Genomic DNA, 22249 nt, shown 5'->3' with positions numbered 1-22249 from the left:
GTTTTTTCTTTCTCAACACATTTCCTGCGTCTGTCAAATAGAAAACTAAAAGTTTTTGTTTCATTTTGTTTTTTTGGAAAACTTTTCGTTTCCCTTGACGAAAAAGGCAAAAAAGTGTTTTTTCTTACAAAAAAGAAGTGGAAAAAGGGATAAAAAACCCCATGCTCTTCCCTTGTTGCAGTAAGGGACAAGGGGATTTGGGTGTTAGCTATTACTTTGTCGCAGGAAAAGAGAACTGCTCTTACTTTTTCGCAGCAGAAATGTGAAAGAAAAAACTGTGATAAGGTAAGAGCTTTTGTTTTTTAGATTCCTTTTTTGTAAAAGGTTTCATCCAGAGGGGAATTTTTTATGAAAGGGAAGAAATCGAGGCGTACTGCTCTTACCCTGTTTCAGTTCTTCGAGTGTTTGTGAAAGGTTTTTTTACTGCAACAAGGGAAGAGCATCATCGAGATCAAAAAAAGCATACCCATGTGAACAACTATTGAAAAAACCCCGTTGCGTCAAATAAAAAAGTACTCGAAATTCGAATCATTGCCTCATAAAAAAAAGTACTCAAAAATTCCATACAGTTTCCTCCAAATTTTTGTTTTTTACATTCTTTTTCTTTTGAAGGCTGAAAAGTTTTCTCTGGCAAGCTGTAATTTTTTGTCTTAGGTGAAACAAATCGAGAGCCTTATAAAGCCTTGTTAGGCGTTCCTTTTGTGCCTCACTTACATAAGAGCTTTCTAAAAGCCGCTGGTAGGGAGTTTTAATATCATCATGCTTCTTTTGCACCTTGCTTCCGATTCTCTTTTTCTCTGTCATTTTCATAACCGGTTGAAAAAAGTTGGTATACAGTCGAAGATAGGCATAGAGTTGGTTCAAGTAGTAGACTTCTTCCTCGGTATCGTAGCGGAAGTATCCAACATTCTGGCGGACTATGGAATAGTTTTTCTGCTCAACGTAGCAGTTATCATTGGAACGGGAGCTTCTTCCCCTTGTAAATTTTATCTGGTTCTTCTCACACCAATCGCGCAGAGGATGATTAATAAATTCAGCACCGGTATCAGAATCAATTCCCCGTAAATCAAAAGGAAGTCTTCTTTGGACTTTTCTATGGCTTCTCTTACCCATTTTGAAGCTTTGTTTTGATTGCCACAAGTTCTGTCCAACCGCTCCAAACATCCACCATATTTAATGTTTGAGCAAAATCTCCCCGGCTATTTCCTCCCTCATGGGCAACCAGATCAATCTCCATAAAACCAGGGCAATTTTCATCCCACTCTGCCCACGTGCGTATAGCTATTTGTTGCTTTAACAACGTTCCAGGTTTTGTGCCTTTTCGTCCTTTTATCTCAAGCTTTTTACGCTCATGTTTCAAAAGTCGGTCAATACTTGAAGCACTTATATGGCGCAAGTTTTCTATAGCCTGTGGAGAACCGTGGAGATGTCCGTTTGCTAAGAGATTATCTAAAACTTCATTTAAAATTGGCTTTAAACGTTTGCCACACATGTAGTTTTCAATTTCCCAGACCTTTTTTAGAAGTTTTAGTTCCTCTTCGCCGAATTTTTTCTTTCTGCCAGGTCTTTTGCCCTTCTTGGCTATGTCGGCTTTAAGGTAATTTTTCTTGCCTACATAGATGGTTTTTCCGTGCTGCCTCAAGAGCCTGGCGGCATAGTTTCGATTTTTTAGGCCTGTTATCCTCACAAAATAATCCAGTATCTCCATTTTTTCCTTTTTGCTGGCTTTTTGATACTCTTTCGCCGTTTCCCTGTAAATAGGTCTCCTTTCAAACATCGCTAATTCCACCTTTTACCTCCAGTTCTTTGAACTGGATTATTTTACACAAATTTAAAGTACTTTTTTATTTTGAAGCAACGTTCCCTTTTCGAGTACTTTTATTATGAAGCAATTCGAAAACTTGCTTTTTTTTGTATTCAATTCTACAATAATACCATTCTAACATCATCTCCCATCACAAGGAGGAAACTATGAAAAAAAGCCTTCTTATTTCAGGAATGCTCATAATTACTCTCATTTTCGCTCAACAGGAAGGAAATCTCCCGCCATCATCCCCGAGTCAAAATTTGGGAACAACAGGAGATTCTGTGTTTGAGGCAACCATCGGCATGGGAATCCCCTGGGATCTGGGAGTGAGCTTTCGCTCCAAGATAGCCTACAGCTATATGATAGACCGGGCTCTCGCTTTGCGAATAGGACTTGATTATTCGTATACAAGCCACCAGGAAACACTCAGCAATACCAGCTCTGGCGGTGTTTCTACCCCTGTTCTTGAAAGCGATGTTCAGGCTCACCTTATAAAGCTCGTTGGCGGTATCCGAATTTATTGGCCATGGATCGCGTGGGAACCGATTTATTTTTTTACTGATCTGGATATAGGATATTCACTTTTATGGACGTATTATGCAAGACTCAGTGACCGCAATCTCTATTTCTATGCAGGGGACTTCTTGAGTTTTCAGCTTATTCCAGGAGCAATTATCCCTCTCGGTGAACGTTCTCAGGCTATGGCAGGATTGTCTCTTGATATTGCCAGTGTCTCTCGATCTACCCCCCTTGGAGAGTATCTCGTCAAAGAAAAAATCAACGTGTCGGGTATTGGGCTTCTTCTGGGTATAGGATTTCGGTGGTAAGGAGTTATCCATGCAAACAAAGCCCCCTTTCTCCGTGATAGTTACAGGCATTCTTCTCATCGGAATTGGACTTGCTTTTCTGCTGGAAACGTTTATACCGGGGTTAAAAGCGTTTTCTTTATGGCCACTTTTTCTTCTCATACCGGTAATTCTTATGCTCTCAGAGGTAAAAAGCCGAAAGGATCTTTCTAGCAAAATCTTCGGAATAACCTATCTTCTTTATCTTGTAGTGTTTTTTATAGTTCTCAATACACTGGGATGGCACCATATGTCCACCCTGTGGCCGCACTTTATTCTCGCGGCTTCGGTGGGACTTTTTGCAGAGTTTGTTGTGACACTCGAGGTTTCCAAACTCTGGGAAATGGCAACAGCAGTGGTTATAGCCGCATATTTTCTTGTGCCAGGCCTTTCCTTTCGAGTCTTGGCAGGAGTACTACTCATATTCTGGGGGATATGGCTCTTAATCAAGACGTTTCTTCCCTCAAAAAAGAAAAACAACTAACGGAGGAAGAGTTTATGATCAGCGGACTTTTAGGCATACTTATTCTGATAGCTGGCCTTGCATGTCTCGTGAAAGGTGGCGATTGGCTTGTTGATGGAAGTGTTTCAATTGCGAAGCATTTTAACGTCCCTGAAATAGTCATCGGACTCACGCTGGTAGCCTTTGGGACATCCGCACCAGAACTTTTGGTAAACATTTTTGCCGCAATTGACGGCAACGGAGATATCGCTTTTGGCAACATCATAGGCTCCAATATCGTCAATATAGGCCTCATTTTAGGAGTGTCGCTTCTTTTTCGGGATCTGGTGATCAAGAAGACAACAACAGCTTTTGAGGTACCTCTCGTTATTCTTTCGGCTTTGATGGTTCTTATCCTCGCCTCAGACATGTGGCTTGATGGACGAACCATCGTAGAGCTCAGTCGAAGCGAGGGTGGTATACTTCTTCTATTTTTTATCATTTTTATGATTTATAATGGCTTTCTCGCAAAACAAGAAGGCTTTGAAGCAGAAGAGGATATAAAGGTAGTTTCTCTACCATGGGCTATTGTATTCTTTATAACAGGGCTTGTTCTTCTCATCGTGGGGGGAAAACTCACCGTCACAGGAGCCGTCTCTACAGCAAGAGCTCTCGGTATTCCTGAGCGTCTCATTGCCCTCACCATCGTAGCAGTAGGCACAAGCCTACCGGAAATGGCAGCTTCCATCGCTGCGGCAAGAAAAGGCTCTTCGGACATAGCTGTAGGAAATATCCTGGGAAGTAATCTCTTTAACGTGTTTTTTATCCTGGGAATTTCTGGTTTAATTCGGCCTATAGGAATATCTGCAGGAATACAGCGAGACATTGCTTTCAACCTTGTTTTTCCTCTGGTGGTTTGGATATTGATGCTCGCTGGTAAAGGGAAAATCTCCAAAAAGAGCGGTTCTATTCTGATTGTTATGTACGCTCTCTATATTCTCCAGCTGGGGATACTCAAATGATATGGTTTGTAGCTGTTTTGCTCGGTATATTCGCAGGAGTCATGAGTGGACTATTGGGAATAGGGGGAGCAATTTTCATCATTCCTGGTTTAGTGTACCTGTTGGGGTTTGACCAAAAACTCGCCCAAGGAACGACCCTTATGCTCATGCTTCCTCCGATAGGCATCCTGGCATTTCTAGAATACTATCGCAAAGGTCTAGTAAATCTCCCCGTAGGAATTGTGATAGCTTTTTGCTTTGTTATCGGAGCCTTTCTCGGGGCAAAACTTGCCATAGGAATGGATACGTATATTTTGAAACGATTTTTTGCCGTTTTCCTTGTTTTTGTGGCACTCTCCCTCTGGTTTTCTTGACAAAAACAGATGTTTTTATGTATACTATATAAAACATAGAAAAGAGGTAGGATATGAGTGTGAATTTTGAGGTGCTCTTTCAGGTCTCGTATGGGCTCTATATTGTTACCAGTGAATATGAAGGTTCCATAAATGGGTGTCTTATCAATACCCTCTGTCAGGTTAATTCTGAACCCCCTACGTTTCAGGTAATCCTCAATAAACTCAATCTCACCCATGACTATATCGCCAAAAGCGGGCGTTTTGGAGTCACCATCCTGAGCCAGGATGCTCCTTTTGAGTTTCTGGGAAGGTTTGGTTTTCGTTCAGGAAGACAAATGCCCAAAATAGACGATACCATTACCATCCTTCGTTCTCCTGAAGGAATTCCGATAGTCAAAAATCATGGACTCTCCTATCTTACTTGTGAGGTTTTCAAAACAGTGGATGTGGATACCCATACGACCTTTATTGGGAAACTCCTCTCGGCAGAAGCCCTTGCAGAAGGTTCCCCTCTCACCTATGCCTACTATCGGAAGGTTAAGAAAGGCAAAACATCCAAAAACGCTCCGACTTATATTTCACCAGAAAAAACAACCAAATCCATACAGGAGGCCACTATGGCAAAGTATGTTTGTAATGTATGTGGGTATATCTATGATCCTGCTGTTGGGGATCCAGATGGGGGTGTTGCTCCAGGAACAGCCTTTGAATCCCTGCCCGACAATTGGGTATGCCCTGTTTGTGGGGTAGGCAAGGATCAGTTCAGCAAAATGTAAATCCCTGGAAGTCCGGAAGTCATCTTTTGGGCTTCCCGCTTTTATTCTTATGTTAACGAAACAAAAAGGAGTAACCATATGTCTCTCAGAAAAATAACAGAAGGTATTTACGCTGTTGGAGGAATAGACTGGCATAGAACGTCCTTTGATGAACTCACCCCCCTGCATGAGGGCACAACCTACAATTGTTACTACATCGAAGGAAGCGAAAAAAACGTGCTCATCGATACCATTGAGCCCAAGATGCTTCACGTGCTCCTGGGAAATCTCTCGAGACTCGGGGTAAAAAAACTGGACTATGTAGTCTCTAATCATGCCGAGCAGGATCACTCAGGAAGTCTCCCCAAGATTCTTGAAATTTATCCCGAAGCAAAGCTTGTTACCAATGCGAAAGCAAAGCCTATGCTGCAAGATCTTCTTCTTTTACCAGATGAGCGGTTTTTGGTGATTGAAGATAGGACTACTCTTTCCCTGGGCAACCGCACCCTTGAGTTCATTCTTTTCCCCTGGGTTCATTGGCCAGAAACCATGTTTACCTTCCTCAGAGAGGAAAGAATCCTCTTTTCAGGCGACCTCTTTGGTTCTCACTATGCCTCAAGTTATCTCTTCTCTTCCCAACATGATGTAGATATGTATGAGGGAAGTAAACGCTACTTTGCCGAGATCATGTATCCTTTTCGTCAGAATATTGCCAGTGGATTTGAAAAGATCCTCTCGCTTAATGCTCGTATGATCGCCCCCACTCATGGTCCTGTGTATGACAACCCTGATGTGATCCTCTCTCTTTACCGCGAGTGGATCTCGGACAAAATGAAAAATAAAGTGCTTCTTCCTTTTATCTCGATGCATGGGAGCACCGAAGTCATGATCAACTACCTCATCGATCGCTTGATAGACAGAGGGATTGAAGCCATTCCTTTTCATCTCTCGCATGTGGATGTAGGACAACTTGCCATGGAGCTTATCGATGCTCCTACCATTGTAGTGGGTGTAAGTGCGGTTCTGGGTGGCATGCATCCTGCCATGGCGTATATTCTCTACTTCTTAAACCTCATGCGCCCAGCTATAAAACATGTGGGTATTGTTGCCTCGTATGGATGGGGTTCTCGTATGCTGGAACATATCCAGGGATCTATTACCAATTACAAACCCGAGATTCTCACACCGGTGATGGTCAAGGGATTCCCCAAACCCAATGATTTTGCCGCCCTCGATACTCTTGCAGACACAATTGCCGAGAAACATCGGGCTCTTTCTCTGTAAGAAGGCATCCATGAAACTAGACCTCTCTCCCCAGGAGTGGGATATTCTCCAATCATGGGCTCAAAAGGTAATCAGAGGAGGTAGATGGGGAAATGGTCGACTTGTCCTCGGAGAAGAGGAATATATCCTCAAACTCATAGAAAAAAGGCCAAACACATGGGAGATATCCCCTCTTGAGCTAAGAATCCTTTCTTATTGGCTTGAAAATATTACCCTTTTCTCTCCAGCGGAAAAAGAACTTGCAAAAAAAATTCAAGCCCTGAGGGAGAATCCATAAATCTCGTAATAAGGCATAACAATGCAAAAACTAAGAGAACACTACATTCGTTTCCTCTCGGCAGACGAAGAGTATGCCAAGCTTGACTGGGAGGACGCCTATTCCCATTTGAAGCGTTTTGAGGTTCTTCAAGAGGCTGTATCTCTCGAAGGGAAAAGTCTACTCGATGTTGGATGTGGGGTGGCAAGTCTTTATCGTTACCTGAAGGCATACAATATATCTTTCCATTACACAGGGATAGACGCACTTCCTGAGATGATCCACATCGCTCAAAAACTCTCCCCTGAGGCCCATCTTCTCACAGGTGATCCCTTTCAAAACGAAATATTTTCACCTGAAAGTTTTGATGTTGTATTCGCCTCAGGGATTTTTAACTTAAACATAGGTTACTCTCACGATTTTCTTTACCACGCTATAGAAAAGATGCACTTATGGGCCAAGGAGTACGTCGTATTTAATGCCCTCCACTGCCGCTCTCAGTGCCAGGAAACCACCTACCTCTATTATAATCCCGAGCAAGTGGTAAATTTTCTTTCGAAAAAATACGGGGATACTCTGAGGCTCATCGACGACTATCTTATTAACGACTTTACCATCGTGATGAAAAAACACTAAAAAGTTTTTGCTATTATATTTGACACCCTCTCTCTCAAGGCTTATAATATCATGGAGTACTCATGAGGAGACAAACATGCTCTATCTTGGGGTCAATATTGATCATGTAGCCACTCTTCGCCAGATCCGTCTGGCAGCCTACCCTGATCCAGTAGCTATTGCTCCCCTGGTAGAAAAAGCTGGAGCTCATGGCATCACCGTCCACCTCCGCGAAGATAGGCGCCATATCCAGGAACACGATGTAAGAAGACTGCGCCAGAGTGTAACTACACGCCTCAACCTTGAGCTTGCCCTTTCCGAAGACATTATACGCATAGCCCTTGAGGTACGACCTGATGAGGTGTGTCTTGTTCCAGAAAAACGCCAGGAACTTACCACTGAGGGGGGACTGGATGTTTTAAGCCAGGAAAAAGATATCACCGCCATTGTCAAACGATTTCATGAAGCCGGGATAAAAACAAGCCTTTTTATAGATGCTGATCCCTCTCAAATCGAGGCTGCAAAACGAACAAAAACAGATATGATCGAACTCCATACAGGAAGGTACGCAGAAGCAAACGACCGAACACAGGATATCGAATTCGAAAGACTAAGAGAAGGAGCAAAAGTAGCTGCCTCCCTCGGTCTTCAGGTAAACGCAGGGCACGGTCTCAATTACGATAACACCGCCCGTATTGCTGCCATCCCAGAACTTCATACCCTCAATATTGGACACGCCATTGTCGCGAGGGCTCTTTTTGTAGGCATAGAACAGGCTGTTCGTGAGATGTTGGAGGTAATGCATCATGGGAGAAAAGGCCAGGAGCCATACCATGTATGATATTGTATCCATGGGTGAAATCCTCATGGATATGACACCTGTTCAAGGAAGAGAAGGTTTTCTCTATGAACCCAATCCCGGAGGAGCGCCGGCAAATGTAGCCGTGGCCTGTGCCCGTCTGGAAGTACGATCGGCTTTTATCGGAACAGTAGGACAGGATTTTTTCGGGGATCTTCTTATCCACACACTCGAAGCAAATACCGTTGACTCCTCGTGTATTTACCGAACCTCACAGGCCCCCACCACCCTTGCTTTCGTCCATCTCGATAAAAAAGGAGAAAGAAGTTTTAGTTTCTACCGCAAACCGGGAGCTGATCTTTTCCTCCCATGGGGCAGAAAAGAAAAACAAACGATCGAAAACACCAGGATCTTTCATTTTGGTTCTCTCTCCCTTACCAATCAACCCGCCAGAACAGTCACCAAAAAAGCTCTCCGTTATGCAAAAAAGAAAAAAAAGCTCATCTCCTTTGACCCGAACTTAAGACCATCCCTGTGGAAAGATCTAAAAGAAGCAAAAAGACAGATTTTCTCCTGCTTGAAGTGGGTAGATATTCTCAAACTCTCAGAAGAGGAACTTCTCTTTCTCTCGGCAAAAGAAACCTTTGAAGAGGCTCTTGCCTGGGCAAAATCTCTTGTCCGCCCCATCGTGCTCATCACCCGTGGAGAAAATGGGGTGATCTGTCTTTTTCAAGAAACTATAATCTCTACAGGCAGTTATCACGTGGAGGTGGTAGATACCACCGGAGCAGGAGATGCCTTTGTAGGAGGATTGCTCTCACAACTCTCTCAAGAAGAACGCCCCTTTCATATTTCAAGGGAAAGGCTTCTTCAGATCCTCAAATGGGCTTCTGCTGTAGCAGCAATAACCGTCTCCCGTCGAGGAGCTATCCCGGCTCTTCCTTCAAAAGAAGAGGTTGAAAAATTTCTCGCCCGTTATCAGGAGCATATGCCATCATGAGTCGGGTGGGGATTTTGGGGAGTCTTTTTCATCCACCACACATGGGACATCTCCGTTTAGCGGAAACAGCGACAACTTTTCTTGCCCTGGATACGCTTCTCTTTGTCCCGACTGCTTTCCCACCTCACAAGAGTTTCAACGACCTCTGGGGATATGAAGTACGGGTTTTTTTGACAAAGATTGCCTTTTGCCTCGAACCACCCGAAGAACTTGAGATCTCTGCACAAAAACTCGGGAAATTTCCCCCAACCTCCCTCGCCTCTTTACTCGCTGTTTATAGACGTTTTTATCATCCCTGTCCGGGATGGAAACTCTGGGAAGCAGAAAAAGAAAAAACCAAACCAGCGTATACAATCGATACCCTCAAAAAATACAAGCTCGATCATCCTGAGGACGAAATCTTTCTCCTCATCGGGCAGGATGAAGCTGCCGTCTTTCACACATGGAAAAGATACGAGGAGATCTTCTCCTTAGCCCAGGTATGTGTAGGAACCCGCCCCCATGCTGCCGAATTTCCAGACATGCCTTTTGTGAAACTCCCCCCCTTCGAAGTAGATGTTTCCTCAACAAAAGTAAGGGAAGCCTGGCTCAAAGGAGAGAACCTCTCCGGTCTCGTGCCAGAAACGGTACAAGTAGCTCTAGAATCCCTGGCAACTAACCGATAAACCGTGCATGGAGCACCTGTACAGCTTCATCAGCAAGCTCCTTTTTAATCACCACGGAGATCTTGATCTCAGAGGTAGAAATCATCTCTATATTGATCCCATTTTTGGCCAGTTCTTCAAAGACGGCAGCAGCAACACCAAAAGTTGTCTTCATGCCAATACCCACCACGGAAACAATCCCTATGTTCTCATCATACTCAACAGCAGAAGCCCCAATCTCCTCCTGAACCGTCTTCATCACATTCTTGGCATCAGCAAGATCGGTGGCCAGAACTGTGAAGGAAATCTCACTTTTCCCATCATGTCCAACTGACTGAACAATCATATTCACATTGATTTTATGTTCGGCGAGTCGTTGAAAGATGTTAGCGGCAATCCCTGGTTTATCCGGAACTCCAACAATACTGATACGAACCTCGTCTGTCTTTTTGGCAATGCCAGAAACAACCATGTTTTCCATACCCTTATACTCCTTGACAATGAGTGTTCCTTCGTTCTCAACGAAGGTGGAGAGAACCCGCAAGGGAACATTGTATTTCATTGCAAACATTACCGAACGATCATGGAGCACCTTTGCTCCCAGAGAGGCAAGTTCCAGCATCTCATCAAAGGTAATCACATCGTACTTTTTTGCATGGGGAACAATCCGTGGATCAGCCGAATACACCCCGTCCACATCCGTATAAATATCACAACGATCTGCCTTGAGAGCTGCCGCTACAGCAACTGCTGTTGTATCTGATCCTCCTCTCCCAAGAGTAGTAATGTTAAACTTCTCATCTACTCCCTGAAAGCCGGCGATAACAACGATATAGCCTTCCTGTAAAGCTTTGCGAATCCGTTCCGTATTGATATCTAAAATCTTTGCCTTTGTATAGTCCGAGGTTGTTTTGATCCCAACCTGCATAGCGTTAAAAGAGATAGCCTTTGCACCAATATCATTCAAAGCAATGGCAAGAAGCGCAATAGAGATCTGTTCCCCCGTAGAAACAAGCATGTCCATTTCCCGTTTATCGGGATTGGGGGTTATCTGTTTGCCCAAATTGATGAGGTAATCCGTATTGCCACTCATGGCAGAAACAACAACCACCACATCATTCCCTACATCTCTGGTAGCTTTCACTTTTTTGGCGACATTCTTGATTCTTTCGATATCGCCTACCGATGTGCCGCCAAACTTCTGGACAATGAGCGCCACTTCTTTCTCCTTCAGTAAATTAAAGTCGTGCTATTGTAAAGCAGAATAAAATTTTTTGCAAAAAACCGAATTGCTTCATAATAAAAGTACTCGAAAAGGGCAGTGTATACTTAATTGTGTCTGGTAGGAAAAAGATAACCTCCTGTGATAATATAAATAAAACTATCACAGGAGGCCAGATATGATTGAGACGAAGAATATTTTAGAGCTATTCAAACCAATTGTCAAGGAAGCGAATTGCTTCATAATAAAAGTACTCGAAAAGGGAACGCTATTGCAAAATAAAAAAGTACTTTAAATTTGTGTAAAATAATCCAGTTCATGGCTCGACAAGCTCGCCAACCGTGGCTCGACAAGCTCGCCAACCGTGGCTCGACAAGCTCGCCAACCGTGGCTCGACAAGCTCGCCAACCGTGGCTCGACAAGCTCGCCAACCGTGGCTCGACAAGCTCGCCAACCGTGGCTCGACAAGCTCGCCAACCGGAATTGGGGTGGCGATGTTTGAAAGGAGACCTATTTACAGGGAAACGGCGAAATGATATGCTGAGCTTGTCGAAGCAGAGTATCAAAAAGCCAGCAAAAAGGAGAAAAAGGAGATACTGGATTACTTTGTGAGGATAACAGGTTTAAAAAACCGAAACTATGCCGCCAGGCTCTTGAGGCAGCACGGAAAAACCATATATGTAGGCAAAAAAAATTACCTTAAAGCCGATATAGCCAAAAAGGGCAAAAGACCTGGCAGAAAGAAAAAATTCGGCGAAGAAGAACTAAAACTTCTAAAAAAGGTCTGGGAAATTGAAAACTACATGTGTGGCAAACGTTTAAAGCCAATTTTAAATGAAGTTTTAGATAATCTCTTAGCAAACGGACATCTCCACGGTTCTCCACAGGCTATAGAAAACTTGCGCCATATAAGTGCCTCAAGTATTGACCGACTTTTGAAGCATGAGCGTAAAAAGCTTGAGATAAAAGGACGAAAAGGTACAAAGCCTGGAACGCTATTAAAGCAACAAATAGCTATACGCACGTGGGCAGAGTGGGATGAAAATTGCCCTGGTTTTATGGAGATTGATCTGGTTGCCCATGAGGGAGGAAATAGCCGGGGAGATTTTGCTCAAACATTAAATATGGTGGATGTTTGGAGCGGTTGGACAGAGCTTGTGGCAATCAAAACAAGGCTTCAAAATGGGTAAGAGAAGCCATAGAAAAGTCAAAGGAAGACTTCCTTTTGATTTACGGGGAATTGATTCTGATACCGGTGCTGAATTTATTAATCATCCTCTGCGTGATTGGTGTGAGAAGAACCAGATAAAATTTACAAGGGGAAGAAGCTCCCGTTCCAATGATAACTGCTACGTCGAGCAGAAAAACTATTCCATAGTCCGCCAGAATGTTGGATACTTCCGCTACGATACCGAGGAAGAAGTCTACTACTTGAACCGACTCTATGCGTATCTCAGGCTTTATGCCAACTTTTTTCAACCGGTTATGAAAATGACAGAGAAAAAGAGAATCGGAAGCAAGGTGCAAAAGAAGCATGATGATATTAAAACTCCCTACCAACGGCTTTTAGAAAGCTCTTATGTAAGTGAGGCACAAAGGGGCGCCTAACAAGGCTTTATAAGGCTCTCGATTTGTTTCACCTAAGACAAAAAATTACGGCTTGCCAGAGAAAACTTTTCAGCCTTCAAAAGAAAAAGAATGTAAAAAACAAAAATTTGGAGGAAACTGTATGGAATTTTTGAGTACTTTTTTTTATGAGGCAATGATTCGAATTTCGAGCACTTTTTTATTTGACGCAACGGGAAAAATGGGGGCATTTTGTTTAAGAGAGGTTCTGTTACCTGGAAAAGTTTGGGTGATTATTTCTTTCCTGGCACTGGAAAATAGGTTGTTAAAAAAAAGAAAAAATACGAGGGAAAACACTCGGTGAAACAACCTCATACGATGATGAAAGTTTCAGGGGATGACGGGATTTTATTCAATGGAGATGTTTGTGATTCTCACCACAATGGTCCCATCTTCACGTCGGAACAACTCCTCATAGCTAAAATACACCCGCAGATTGTGAACCTTGAGAGCAGGAGAAAGATTGGTGGGGACGAGTCTTTTCCCTTCACTGTCTACCAGTTGCCATTCACCTTCACCGCCCCGGGAGACAAAGATGACATAGCCGTTATCTTTTTTGGGTGGTTCAGGAGCTGGTTTGATGGTTTTGGCACATCCTGTGAGAAGAACAAGAAAAAATATCCAGAGAATATTTTTCATATTTTTCTCCTTTTGTTGTTTATACATTATCGACAAAAAAATGCAAGAAGTTCAGTTATTCTTTTTCTGGAATCATGGGAACAAAGATAACATCGCAGATGTATTCCTCATGGAGTTGGTTATTCTGTTCTTTGGTGATGCGTACTAGCTTTTGATGGAATTCTCCTACAGGGGCTACCAGGATACCTTTGGGGGTGAGTTGATCAAGCAGTGCTTGAGGGATGTTGGGAGGAGCTGCTGTGAGGAGGATTCTGTCGTAGGGGGCTTCCAGCGGATATCCTTCGTAGCCATTTCCATAGATACAGAGGATGTTGGGATAGCTGTTGAGCCGATCTTTTGCCTTTTTCCAGAGGGTTTCTTTGTGTTCGATGGTGATAACTCTGGAGGCAAGCAGACTGAGGATGGCCGACTGGTATCCTGAGCCAGTACCGATTTCCAGGACCTTATGGTGCTTTTCGAGTTTAAGGATATCTGTCATAAGGGCTACAATGTAGGGTTGTGAGATGGTTTGTCCATATCCGATGGGAAGAGGGTAGTCCTCATAGGCTTGATCACGGAGACTCTCGGGAACGAAAAGATGTCTGGGAACGGCACGCATGGCCTCTAAAACCCGGGGATTATCAATACCCCGTGCGATGATTTGATGCTTGAGCATCCTCTCGAGGGACATTTGATCAGAATCCATAGTCCCCCCTAAAAAAAGAAAATTCGGGGTGGCCAGATTTGAACTGGCGGCCCCTACCACCCCAAGGTAGTGCGCTAAACCGGACTGCGCTACACCCCGAATCTTTTGTTTTTTAGAGCTCTTATTGTACAGCGAAAAAAGAAAAAAGTCAAATAAACGAATTGCTTCATAATAAAAGTACTCGAAAAGGGAACGTTGCTTCAAAATAAAAAAGTACTCCAAATCTGTGTATAAAATAATCCAGTTCAAAGAACTGGAGGTACAAGGTGGAGTTAGCGATGTTGAAAGGAGACCTATTACAGAAACGGCGAAAAAGAGTATCAAAACCAGCAAAATGGAGATACTGGATTATTTTGTGAGGATAACAGGCCTAAAAATCGAAACTATGCCCCAGGCTCTTGAGGCAACCTGGAGAAAAAAAACCATCTATGTAGGCAAAAAAATTACCTTAAAACCGATATAATAAAAGAGACAAAAGACCTGGCAGAAAGAAAAAAGATGCGAAGAAGAACTAAAACTTAAAAAGGTCTGGGAAATTGAAAACTACATGTGTGGCAACCGCTTAAAACCGATTCTCAATGAAGTTTTAGATAATCTCTTAGCAAACGGACATCTCCACGGTTCTCCACAGGCTATAGAAAACTTGCGCCATATAAGTGCTTCAAGTATTGACCGACTTTTGAAACATGAGCGTAAAAGCTTGAGATAAAAGGACGAAAAGGTACAAAGCCTGGAACGCTATTAAAGCAACAAATAGCTATACGCACGTGGGCAGAGTGGGATGAAAATTGCCCTGGGTTCATGGAGATTGATCTGGTAGCCCATGAGGGAGGAAATAGCGGGGAGATTTTGCTCAAACATTAAATATGGTGGATGTTTGGAGCGGTTGGACAGAACTTGTGGCAATCAAAAACAAGGCTTCAAAATGGGTAAGAGAAGCCATAGAAAAAGTCCAAAGAAGACTTCCTTTTGAGTTACGGGGAATTGATTCTGATACGGTGCTGAATTTATTAATCATCCTCTGCGATTGGTGTGAGAAGCACCAGATAAAATTTACAAGGGGGAGAAGCTCCCGTTCCAATGATAACTGCTACGTTGAGCAGAACAACTATTCCATAGTCCGCCAGAATGTTGGATACTTCCGCTACGATACCGAGGAAGAAGTCTACTACTTGAACCGACTCTATGCGTATCTCAGGCTTTATGCCAACTTTTTTCAACCGGTTATGAAAATGACAGAGAAAAAGAGAATCGGAAGCAAGGTGCAAAAGAAGCATGATGATATTAAAACTCCCTACCAGCGGCTTTTAGAAAGCTCTTATGTAAGTGTGGCACAAAAGGAACGCCTAACAAGGCTTTATAAGGCTCTCGATTTGTTTCACCTAAGACAAAAAATTACAGCTTGCCAGAGAAAACTTTTCAGCCTTCAAAAGAAAAAGAATGTAAAAAACAAAAATTTGGAGGAAACTGTATGGAATTTTTGAGTACTTTTTTTTATGAGGCAATGATTCGAATTTCGAGTACTTTTTTATTTGACGCAACGGGATAAAATTCTAAAAAATATGTACAATAGTCTCTAGCCTGCGACACTTCTTGCTTTTCTGAAAGTTGACAAAACCTTCTCTCATGCCTACAATAGTATACTCATAATATTTTCTCCAAGGAGTGTATCATGGCTGAAAAGAAAAACCTTCCCTATGGGTATGAGCGGAAGAATGTATGGGATGTCAAAAAAGATACCATTCCCACAATGTATGAATTTGCCGATGATTATAAGCATTTCATCGCGACTTGCAAGACAGAAAGAGAATGTGTGAAGTTTGTAGAGGAAGAAGCTCTTCGTTATGGTTTTTCTCATTTTGATTTCGGGAAAAAGCTCAAGGCCGGGGATCGTGTTCTTTTGCGCAATGGTTACAGGAATATTTTGCTAGCAGTGATCGGCAAACAGCCTGTAGCTGAGGGTGTGAATATGGTTGTAGCCCACCTCGATGCGCCGCGTCTGGATCTCAAGACGGTTCCCCTCATTGAGGATGGGGACATGGCCCTGCTGAAAACCCACTACTACGGGGGTATCAAAAAGTACCAGTGGGTCAATATTCCCCTTGCTTTGCACGGGACGGTTATTCGACGGGATGGGACAAGTGTAGATCTCTGCATTGGAGAAAAAGCAGAAGATCCTGTTTTTACTATCAATGACCTCTTGCCCCATCTTGCTGGCAAGTCTCAAGGAGAGAAAAAGCTTCTCGATGGCATTGAGGGGGAAAATCTTCGCCTTGTGGTAGGAAACCGTCCTATCGAGGACAAAGATCTCTCGGAACGGATCAAAGCCCTTGCCTTGAAGCATCTGCATGACGAATATGGGATTGAAGAAGAGGACTTTATTTCCGCAGAGATAGAGATCGTGCCGGCGTTTGGTGCGCGGGATATTGGATTTGACAGGAGTATGGTGGGGGCATATGGCCATGATGATAGGGTATGTAGCTATGCTTCCTACCGGGCTATTCGGGATTTTAAAGGAATTCCTGAAAAGACGCTCGTCGTCTTTTTGGTCGATAAAGAAGAGATTGGTTCGTATGGGGTGACGGGGATACGATCGAGGTTTTTCCAGAATGCTCTGGGAAAGATACTTCGAGCTCAGGATCCTGAGGTTTCTGAAGCGGCTTTTCGTGAAATGTTTGAGAAAAGCTATGCCCTGTCAGCTGATGTTGGTGCGGTGATTAATCCCATGTTTAAAGAGGTTTTTGATCCTGTGGTTTCTCCGAGGATGGGGTATGGGGTTATCCTTGAAAAGTACACCGGTTCTCGGGGCAAGGCAGGGGCAAGTGATGCTTCTGCAGAACTGATGGGCAAGGTGCGAAAAATCTTTAACGACAACAACATCGTGTGGCAGCCCGGTTCTCTTGGGAAAGTAGACGAGGGTGGCGGTGGAACAGTGGCCTTCTACCTTGCCGATCTTGGGATCCAGGTGGTTGACTGTGGTGTGGGTGTGGACGGGATGCATTCGCCCTTTGAGGTGATTAGTAAGGCAGACCTTTACGAGGCGTATGAGGCGTACCAGGCATTCCTCAAGGATGCCTGATGGAGAGGCTATGAATCATCGTTTGCCAGCAGAGTGGGAGCGTCAGGATGGGATACTTCTTGCGTGGCCACATGAAAAAAGTGACTGGGCACCTCTTCTACCAGAGGTGGAGAAAACCTACACAGAGCTTGTAAAAGCTATTGCACGGTTTGAACGAGTACTCCTTGTTGTGCCTCCCGAGGGGACGGATACCCTGCGAACGAGGCTTGGAGAAGCGGGAGTCAGTGAGGAAAAACTCATGCTGGTAGAACTTCCCACCAACGACACATGGGCGCGTGATTTTGGTTTTATTACCGTGTTTGACAAAAAAGGAAGGAAAAAACTCCTTGATTTTGGTTTTAATGCATGGGGACTGAAGTTTGCAGCCTGTGAGGATAACCAGGTGAACCGTAGACTCTTTTCCGGGCGAGTTTTCCGCAAGGGGATTTCCCTGGTAACCATAGGGCTGATTCTTGAAGGAGGGGGGATAGAGAGTGATGGAGAGGGAACGATCCTGACCACAACGCAGTGTCTTCTCTCCCCCAATCGGAATCCCCATCTCTCGAAAGGCGAGATTGAAAGGGCGTTGAAGCGTTATCTCGGTGCAAGGCGTGTGCTCTGGCTTTCTCATGGATATCTGGCGGGGGATGATACCGACTCCCATATTGACACACTGGCAAGGTTTGTGAATCCAACCACGATAGTGTATGTTGCCTGCGACGATCCTGCCGATGAGCACTATGAAGAGCTTCGCTTGATGAAAGAAGAACTTGCCTCTTTTCGTACGATGAAGGGGAAACCGTACAGGCTTGTGCCCCTTCCTCTTCCAAAAGCCTGTTATGATGAGGAGGGAAACCGTCTCCCTGCTACCTATGCAAACTTTCTTATCCTTAACGGTGCTGTCATTGTCCCTACCTACAACGACGAAGAAAATGATCCAAAGGTTCTCCAGACCTTTCAGGCACTTTTCCCTGAAAGGGAGGTTGTTGCCATTCCTGCACTTTCGCTTATCAAGCAACACGGTTCGATCCACTGTGTGACCATGCAAATTCCTGAGGGGGTTCTTGTATGAAACGGAAGCTTGCCCTGATCCAGATGTCCTGTACTCACGATGTATCGACAAACCTGCAGCGGCTCACCCAAAAGATAAGAGAAGCCGCCTATCAAAAAGCTAATATCATCTGTCTTCAGGAACTTCACAATACCCTTTATTTCTGTCAGGAAGAGAAGGTTGACTATTTTGATCTTGCTGAACCTATTCCTGGTCCTACGACCAATCATTTTTCTGCTCTTGCAAAGGAGCTTGGGGTGGTGATTGTGTCTTCGATCTTTGAAAAACGTGCGCCTGGTCTTTATCACAACACGGCTGTGGTGCTTGATACGGATGGAAGTGTTGCCGGTATATATCGAAAGATGCATATTCCTGATGATCCTGGTTTTTATGAGAAGTTTTATTTTACCCCGGGAGATCTGGGTTTTCATACCATACAGACCTCGTACGACCGGTTGGGAGTCTTGGTATGCTGGGATCAGTGGTACCCTGAAGCAGCGAGACTCATGGCACTTGAGGGCGCAGAGGTTCTTATCTATCCCACAGCCATTGGCTGGGATCCAGCAGATCCGCAGGATGAGAAAAACCGTCAAAGAGAGGCGTGGATAACCGTTCAGCGTGGGCATGCTGTTGCCAATGGGTGTTATGTGGTGGCGGTAAACCGTACGGGGTATGAAGCATGGGAAGGCGTGAAGGGAATCCAGTTCTGGGGTTCGAGTTTTGTTGCCGGTCCTCAGGGGGAGATCCTTGCCATGGCTCAGGAAGAGGAAACCACCCTTCTTGTTGAAATTGATCTCAAGCGGAGTGAATATGTTCGTCGCATCTGGCCGTTTTTTCGGGATAGGCGTATTGATGCCTTTGAAGACCTTACAAAACGCTATAGGGATTAGGTCATGAAAGAGGCAATTCTCTGCACAAATAATCCTCATAAAATCGAAGAGGTCCCCCAGATTTTACCCATGTTTCGGTGGGTAACGTTGAAGGATATTGGTTTTCATCTTGATATTCCGGAGGATGGCAAAACCTTTGAGGAGAATGCCTCTCAAAAGGTGACCTTTGTGGCCCAGCATAGAGAGAGGGACGGGATGCTTCTTGTGTCGGATGACTCTGGGCTTGAGGTGGATATTCTCGGGAAACGGCCGGGAGTTCATTCGGCGAGGTATCTGGGTTCTGATAGGGATTACGTTCGCAAATGTGAAGGGATTCTTGACGAACTGCGGGGAGTTGCTGAGGCGGATAGAACAGCGCGGTTTGTTTGTGTGGTAGCAGTTCTTCTTCCTTCCGGGAATATAAAATATTTTCACGGGACATGTGAGGGACGTATTGGCTTTGAACGAAGGGGAGAGGGTGGATTTGGGTTTGATCCCATCTTTTTGCCGGCAGAATACGGATATCAAAAGACGATGGCGGAACTTACCCCTGAAGAAAAGCACGCGATCAGTCACAGGGGCAAAGCTTTTCGCGCTTTTGCAGCATGGGTGGAAGAGGAGGGAAAGCTGTATGGAATCGTTTGATCCTGTGCGGGCGCTTGGTGCTTACCTCACCGGGGAGTGGGTGGAAAACCTGAGAGAAAGTACGCTTCCTTTGTCAGAAAAAGGGGTGGATCAGTGGGACGAAAAATCCCGGGCTCTTGAAAAATTGAAGCAGGAGGTTGTTGTCTGCAAAGCGTGCACTCTCTACCAACAGGCGAAGCAGGCAGTTTTTGCTGATGGCACACCGTATACGCCTTTAGTGTTTGTGGGCGAAGCTCCCGGAGAAGAAGAGGATAATCAGGGTCTTCCCTTTGTTGGGAGAGCTGGAAAACTCCTCACCGAGACACTTTCTAAATTTGGGGTCTCTCGGAGTGAGGTGTATATCTGCAATATCCTCAAGCATCGTCCACCGGGGAACCGTACTCCCACCGAAGAAGAGACCATTGCCTGTACCCCTTTTCTCAGAAAGCAGCTCGAAATTATCCAGCCAAAGTTGATTGTTGCATTGGGCAACTCGGCAGCAAAGTATCTGCTTTCAACGGAAGAGGGAATCACCAGGACCCGGGGAAGGGAACACAAAAGTATTCTTGATTTTCCTGTTTTTCCCACTTTTCATCCCGCAGCCGTGTTAAGAAATTATCCTGCGTATTATCCCCTCTTTGAGGCTGATATTCATCAAGCGCTTATGAGGGTGGGATTGTGTCGAAAGTAGCAAGCGTCTATCTTCCTGTTCCTCTGGAACAGTCGTTTTTTTATCTCGTTGAGGATGATGTGCCGCTTTATGCTCGTGTTGAGGTAAAGTTACGGGGAAAATCTTACATCGGGGTTGTTGGGGAACTTCACCAGAGAGAGGATATCCAGGTGGCGTATGAGATCAGGCCTGTGGAGCGTGTTCTGGATGAGAGACCTATTGTTACCGAACAGATCTGGAAATTGGCAAACTGGATGAGTGGCTACTACGTTTCTCCCCTGGGAGAGGTCCTTGGAACGATGCTACCCAAGGCAAAACGCCCAACGCCACTGCTTCACGAACCGGGAAAACGACGCGAGCTTTTTCCTCTGAATGCCGAACAGAAACTCGCCTATGAGAAAATGGTTCCTCATCTCGGGACGTCAAAGTGGTTTCTTCTCCACGGCGTGACGGGAAGTGGGAAAACGGAGATATACAAGCATCTTGTCGCACGCTCTCTGGAACAGGGGATGTCGGTACTGATTCTTCTCCCGGAGATTTCCCTTACACCCCAGATGGTAGAACGGTTTTCTCAGGTTTTTGGAGAGGTGATAGCTCTTTATCATAGCAGGCTTTCCTCGGGGGAGAGGTTTTATGAGTGGCTTCGGTGTCTCTCCGGAGAGGCAAGGGTGGCGATAGGGCCACGTTCGGCAGTGTTTCTTCCTATGCGCAATCTTGGTTTGATCATTGTGGATGAGGAACACGAGCCTTCCTACAAGTCCCAGGAGAGTCCTCGTTATCACGCGAGGCAAATAGCCATGCAGCGTTCGCGTCAGGAGAATACGATGCTTATCCTGGGTTCAGCTACCCCGCAACTGGAAACCTATTACTATGCTCAACAGGGAATGTTTGAGCTTGTTACGTTGAAAGAGAGGTATGGGAAAGCCCCTCTTCCCCATGTTCATATTGTTGATCTTAAACAGACAAAAGAAACGGAAAAAAATACTATCCTGAGTGCGAGCCTTTTGCAGGCAATGCTTGATGTTCTTTCACGAAAAAGGCAGGTACTTCTCTTTCTTAACCGTCGGGGCCATGCTCCTGTGCTTCTCTGTACGGACTGTGGCCAGAGTATCATCTGTCCCCACTGTGATATTACCCTTACCTTTCACAAAAAAAAGCATCGGCTGATCTGCCATCACTGCGGTTATGAAATGAATCCCCCTGATCGCTGTCCTTCTTGTAACGGTTTTAACCTCAAAGAGATCGGTGTGGGAACAGAACGATTGGAAAGCTTTTTAACAGAGTATTTTTCAGGGTATCGTACCGTGAGATTAGACATGGATACGACCTCCCAAAAGCACAGTTTTGATCTTCTCCTCCATAAGATTCGAGAGCACCAGTACGATATTATCGTTGGGACGCAGATGATGGCCAAGGGACATGATATCGAGAAACTCGATCTCGTAGGGGTAATCCTTGCCGATATTGGCCTCCAGATCCCTGATTTTCGGGCCTCTGAGAGAAGTTTTGTGCTTATCACCCAGGTGGTAGGACGGGCGGGGAGGCGTGATGTTCCCGGTGAGGCGTATATTCAAACCTATCTCCCCGATCATCCCGCGATAGTCTATGGTGCAAAACAGGATTATGAGAGTTTTTTTGCTCAGGAAATTCAAAAGCGAAAAGAGTTTCTCTATCCCCCTTTTGTGAGGTTGGGACGGGTGGTGATACGAAGCACCGATCTCCAGAGGCTTAAGGAGTTTCTCTCGGACATTCAATCCGCGTGTACGGAGTTTAAAAAACTTCATGGAAAAGAAGCGATGATCCTGGGACCTCTTCCCTGCCCCATTGAAAAGTTGAAAAATGCGTATCGTTACCATATAATTATCAAGTCGCAAAAAGCAGAAAAAATCCAGGCTTTTTTCCGTTTGATGAAAGAAGAACTGAAGCGACGTCGCAAATCTTCTCTGCTTTACCTGGAGTTAGACCTTGATCCGATTCATATGTTGTAGTGCCTGGCAAGGA

Annotated in this window: 24 protein-coding genes, 1 tRNA gene and 2 pseudogenes; 22 read left to right on the top strand and 5 right to left on the bottom strand. The window is 44.6% G+C overall.

Going from position 1 to position 22249, the window contains the following annotated elements; genetic code table 11:
- Positions 1-552 precede the first annotated feature (552 nt).
- Positions 553-1777 (bottom strand): annotated as a pseudogene (locus tag KDW03_RS01140) (integrase catalytic domain-containing protein).
- Between the two features lie 194 nt (positions 1778-1971).
- Here KDW03_RS01140 and KDW03_RS01135 point away from each other — a divergent pair.
- From KDW03_RS01135 to KDW03_RS01085, 11 genes are all read left to right on the top strand, one after another.
- Positions 1972-2634 carry a hypothetical protein gene (locus tag KDW03_RS01135; protein WP_271435569.1) on the top strand — a complete coding sequence of 221 codons (663 nt, stop codon included), beginning with the start codon at positions 1972-1974 and terminating at the stop codon, positions 2632-2634.
- 10 nt (positions 2635-2644) lie between these two features.
- Complete coding sequence (locus KDW03_RS01130) at positions 2645-3136, top strand: hypothetical protein (RefSeq protein ID WP_271435568.1); 492 nt, start codon at positions 2645-2647, stop codon at positions 3134-3136.
- Positions 3088-4116: a calcium/sodium antiporter gene (locus tag KDW03_RS01125; protein ID WP_271435567.1), complete on the top strand. Its 1029-nt coding sequence runs from the start codon at positions 3088-3090 to the stop codon at positions 4114-4116. Before KDW03_RS01130 ends, KDW03_RS01125 begins: the two co-directional genes overlap by 49 nt.
- A 41-nt stretch (positions 4117-4157) precedes the next feature.
- Positions 4158-4469, top strand: coding sequence for a sulfite exporter TauE/SafE family protein (locus tag KDW03_RS01120; protein WP_271435566.1), 312 nt, complete (start codon positions 4158-4160; stop codon positions 4467-4469).
- Positions 4470-4522: 53 nt separating this feature from the next.
- Positions 4523-5227, top strand: coding sequence for a rubredoxin (gene rd, locus KDW03_RS01115; protein WP_271435565.1), 705 nt, complete (start codon positions 4523-4525; stop codon positions 5225-5227).
- Positions 5228-5305: 78 nt separating this feature from the next.
- Entirely contained in the window at positions 5306-6490 is a 1185-nt protein-coding gene (locus KDW03_RS01110; protein WP_271435564.1) for an FprA family A-type flavoprotein, read from the top strand.
- A gap of 10 nt (positions 6491-6500) precedes the next feature.
- On the top strand, positions 6501-6767 hold the full coding sequence (locus KDW03_RS01105) for a hypothetical protein (RefSeq protein WP_271435563.1): 267 nt from the start codon (positions 6501-6503) through the stop codon (positions 6765-6767).
- A 21-nt stretch (positions 6768-6788) separates the two neighbouring features.
- Complete coding sequence (locus KDW03_RS01100) at positions 6789-7382, top strand: class I SAM-dependent methyltransferase (RefSeq protein ID WP_271435562.1); 594 nt, start codon at positions 6789-6791, stop codon at positions 7380-7382.
- Between the two features lie 76 nt (positions 7383-7458).
- Positions 7459-8202: a pyridoxine 5'-phosphate synthase gene (pdxJ, locus tag KDW03_RS01095; protein ID WP_271435561.1), complete on the top strand. Its 744-nt coding sequence runs from the start codon at positions 7459-7461 to the stop codon at positions 8200-8202.
- Complete coding sequence (locus tag KDW03_RS01090) at positions 8195-9160, top strand: carbohydrate kinase family protein (protein WP_271435560.1); 966 nt, start codon at positions 8195-8197, stop codon at positions 9158-9160. Before pdxJ ends, KDW03_RS01090 begins: the two co-directional genes overlap by 8 nt.
- Complete coding sequence (locus KDW03_RS01085) at positions 9157-9825, top strand: nicotinate-nicotinamide nucleotide adenylyltransferase (RefSeq protein ID WP_271435559.1); 669 nt, start codon at positions 9157-9159, stop codon at positions 9823-9825. The genes KDW03_RS01090 and KDW03_RS01085 overlap by 4 nt, the downstream gene beginning before the upstream one ends.
- On the opposite strand, the gene KDW03_RS01080 is transcribed toward KDW03_RS01085, so the two are convergent.
- Positions 9815-11023 carry an aspartate kinase gene (locus KDW03_RS01080; protein ID WP_271435558.1) on the bottom strand — a complete coding sequence of 403 codons (1209 nt, stop codon included), beginning with the start codon at positions 11021-11023 and terminating at the stop codon, positions 9815-9817. The two genes, KDW03_RS01085 and KDW03_RS01080, sit on opposite strands and share 11 nt — an antisense overlap.
- 344 nt (positions 11024-11367) lie before the next feature.
- Here KDW03_RS01080 and KDW03_RS01075 point away from each other — a divergent pair, with 344 nt between their 5' ends.
- Positions 11368-11562, top strand: coding sequence for a hypothetical protein (locus tag KDW03_RS01075; RefSeq protein WP_271435557.1), 195 nt, complete (start codon positions 11368-11370; stop codon positions 11560-11562).
- A gap of 24 nt (positions 11563-11586) precedes the next feature.
- Positions 11587-12768, top strand: a pseudogene (locus KDW03_RS01070) (integrase catalytic domain-containing protein); the annotation flags it as partial.
- 232 nt (positions 12769-13000) lie between these two features.
- Here KDW03_RS01070 and KDW03_RS01065 read toward each other — a convergent pair.
- The 3 genes from KDW03_RS01065 to KDW03_RS01055 all read right to left on the bottom strand — a co-directional run bounded on the left by KDW03_RS01065 (position 13001) and on the right by KDW03_RS01055 (position 14075).
- Positions 13001-13291, bottom strand: coding sequence for a hypothetical protein (locus KDW03_RS01065; protein WP_271435556.1), 291 nt, complete (start codon positions 13289-13291; stop codon positions 13001-13003).
- 55 nt (positions 13292-13346) lie between these two features.
- On the bottom strand, positions 13347-13976 hold the full coding sequence (locus tag KDW03_RS01060) for a protein-L-isoaspartate(D-aspartate) O-methyltransferase (protein ID WP_271435555.1): 630 nt from the start codon (positions 13974-13976) through the stop codon (positions 13347-13349).
- A 23-nt stretch (positions 13977-13999) separates the two neighbouring features.
- Positions 14000-14075: transfer RNA gene (locus tag KDW03_RS01055), tRNA-Pro, on the bottom strand.
- A 127-nt stretch (positions 14076-14202) separates the two neighbouring features.
- Between KDW03_RS01055 and KDW03_RS01050 the strand changes: the two genes are divergently transcribed.
- The 9 genes from KDW03_RS01050 (at position 14203) to priA (ending at position 22236) form a co-directional block, all read left to right on the top strand.
- Positions 14203-14439: a hypothetical protein gene (locus tag KDW03_RS01050; RefSeq protein WP_271435554.1), complete on the top strand. Its 237-nt coding sequence runs from the start codon at positions 14203-14205 to the stop codon at positions 14437-14439.
- 84 nt (positions 14440-14523) lie between these two features.
- On the top strand, positions 14524-14685 hold the full coding sequence (locus tag KDW03_RS01045; RefSeq protein ID WP_271435553.1) for a hypothetical protein: 162 nt from the start codon (positions 14524-14526) through the stop codon (positions 14683-14685).
- 157 nt (positions 14686-14842) lie between these two features.
- Positions 14843-15460, top strand: a complete 618-nt coding sequence (locus tag KDW03_RS01040; protein WP_271435552.1) for a hypothetical protein — start codon at positions 14843-14845, stop codon at positions 15458-15460.
- Positions 15461-15648: 188 nt separating this feature from the next.
- Entirely contained in the window at positions 15649-17055 is a 1407-nt protein-coding gene (locus KDW03_RS01035; RefSeq protein ID WP_271435551.1) for an aminopeptidase, read from the top strand.
- Positions 17056-17065: 10 nt separating this feature from the next.
- Positions 17066-18106, top strand: coding sequence for an agmatine deiminase family protein (locus KDW03_RS01030; RefSeq protein WP_271435550.1), 1041 nt, complete (start codon positions 17066-17068; stop codon positions 18104-18106).
- A complete protein-coding gene (locus tag KDW03_RS01025) occupies positions 18103-18975 on the top strand; it encodes a carbon-nitrogen hydrolase (protein WP_271435549.1) in 873 nt (290 codons plus the stop codon). The genes KDW03_RS01030 and KDW03_RS01025 overlap by 4 nt, the downstream gene beginning before the upstream one ends.
- Positions 18976-18978: 3 nt before the next feature.
- The gene (rdgB, locus tag KDW03_RS01020) at positions 18979-19599 is read left to right on the top strand and encodes an RdgB/HAM1 family non-canonical purine NTP pyrophosphatase (RefSeq protein ID WP_271435548.1); all 621 of its coding nucleotides are present in this window, start codon (positions 18979-18981) and stop codon (positions 19597-19599) included.
- Positions 19586-20269: a uracil-DNA glycosylase gene (locus KDW03_RS01015; RefSeq protein ID WP_271435547.1), complete on the top strand. Its 684-nt coding sequence runs from the start codon at positions 19586-19588 to the stop codon at positions 20267-20269. The genes rdgB and KDW03_RS01015 overlap by 14 nt, the downstream gene beginning before the upstream one ends.
- A complete protein-coding gene (gene priA / locus KDW03_RS01010) occupies positions 20257-22236 on the top strand; it encodes a replication restart helicase PriA (protein ID WP_271435546.1) in 1980 nt (659 codons plus the stop codon). Before KDW03_RS01015 ends, priA begins: the two co-directional genes overlap by 13 nt.
- Positions 22237-22249 lie beyond the last annotated feature (13 nt).

Origin of the sequence: Thermospira aquatica, from assembly GCF_023525255.1 — a bacterium.
GTDB lineage: Bacteria > Spirochaetota > Brevinematia > Brevinematales > Thermospiraceae > Thermospira > Thermospira aquatica.
This window is presented reverse-complemented; position numbering and strand designations above follow the sequence as displayed.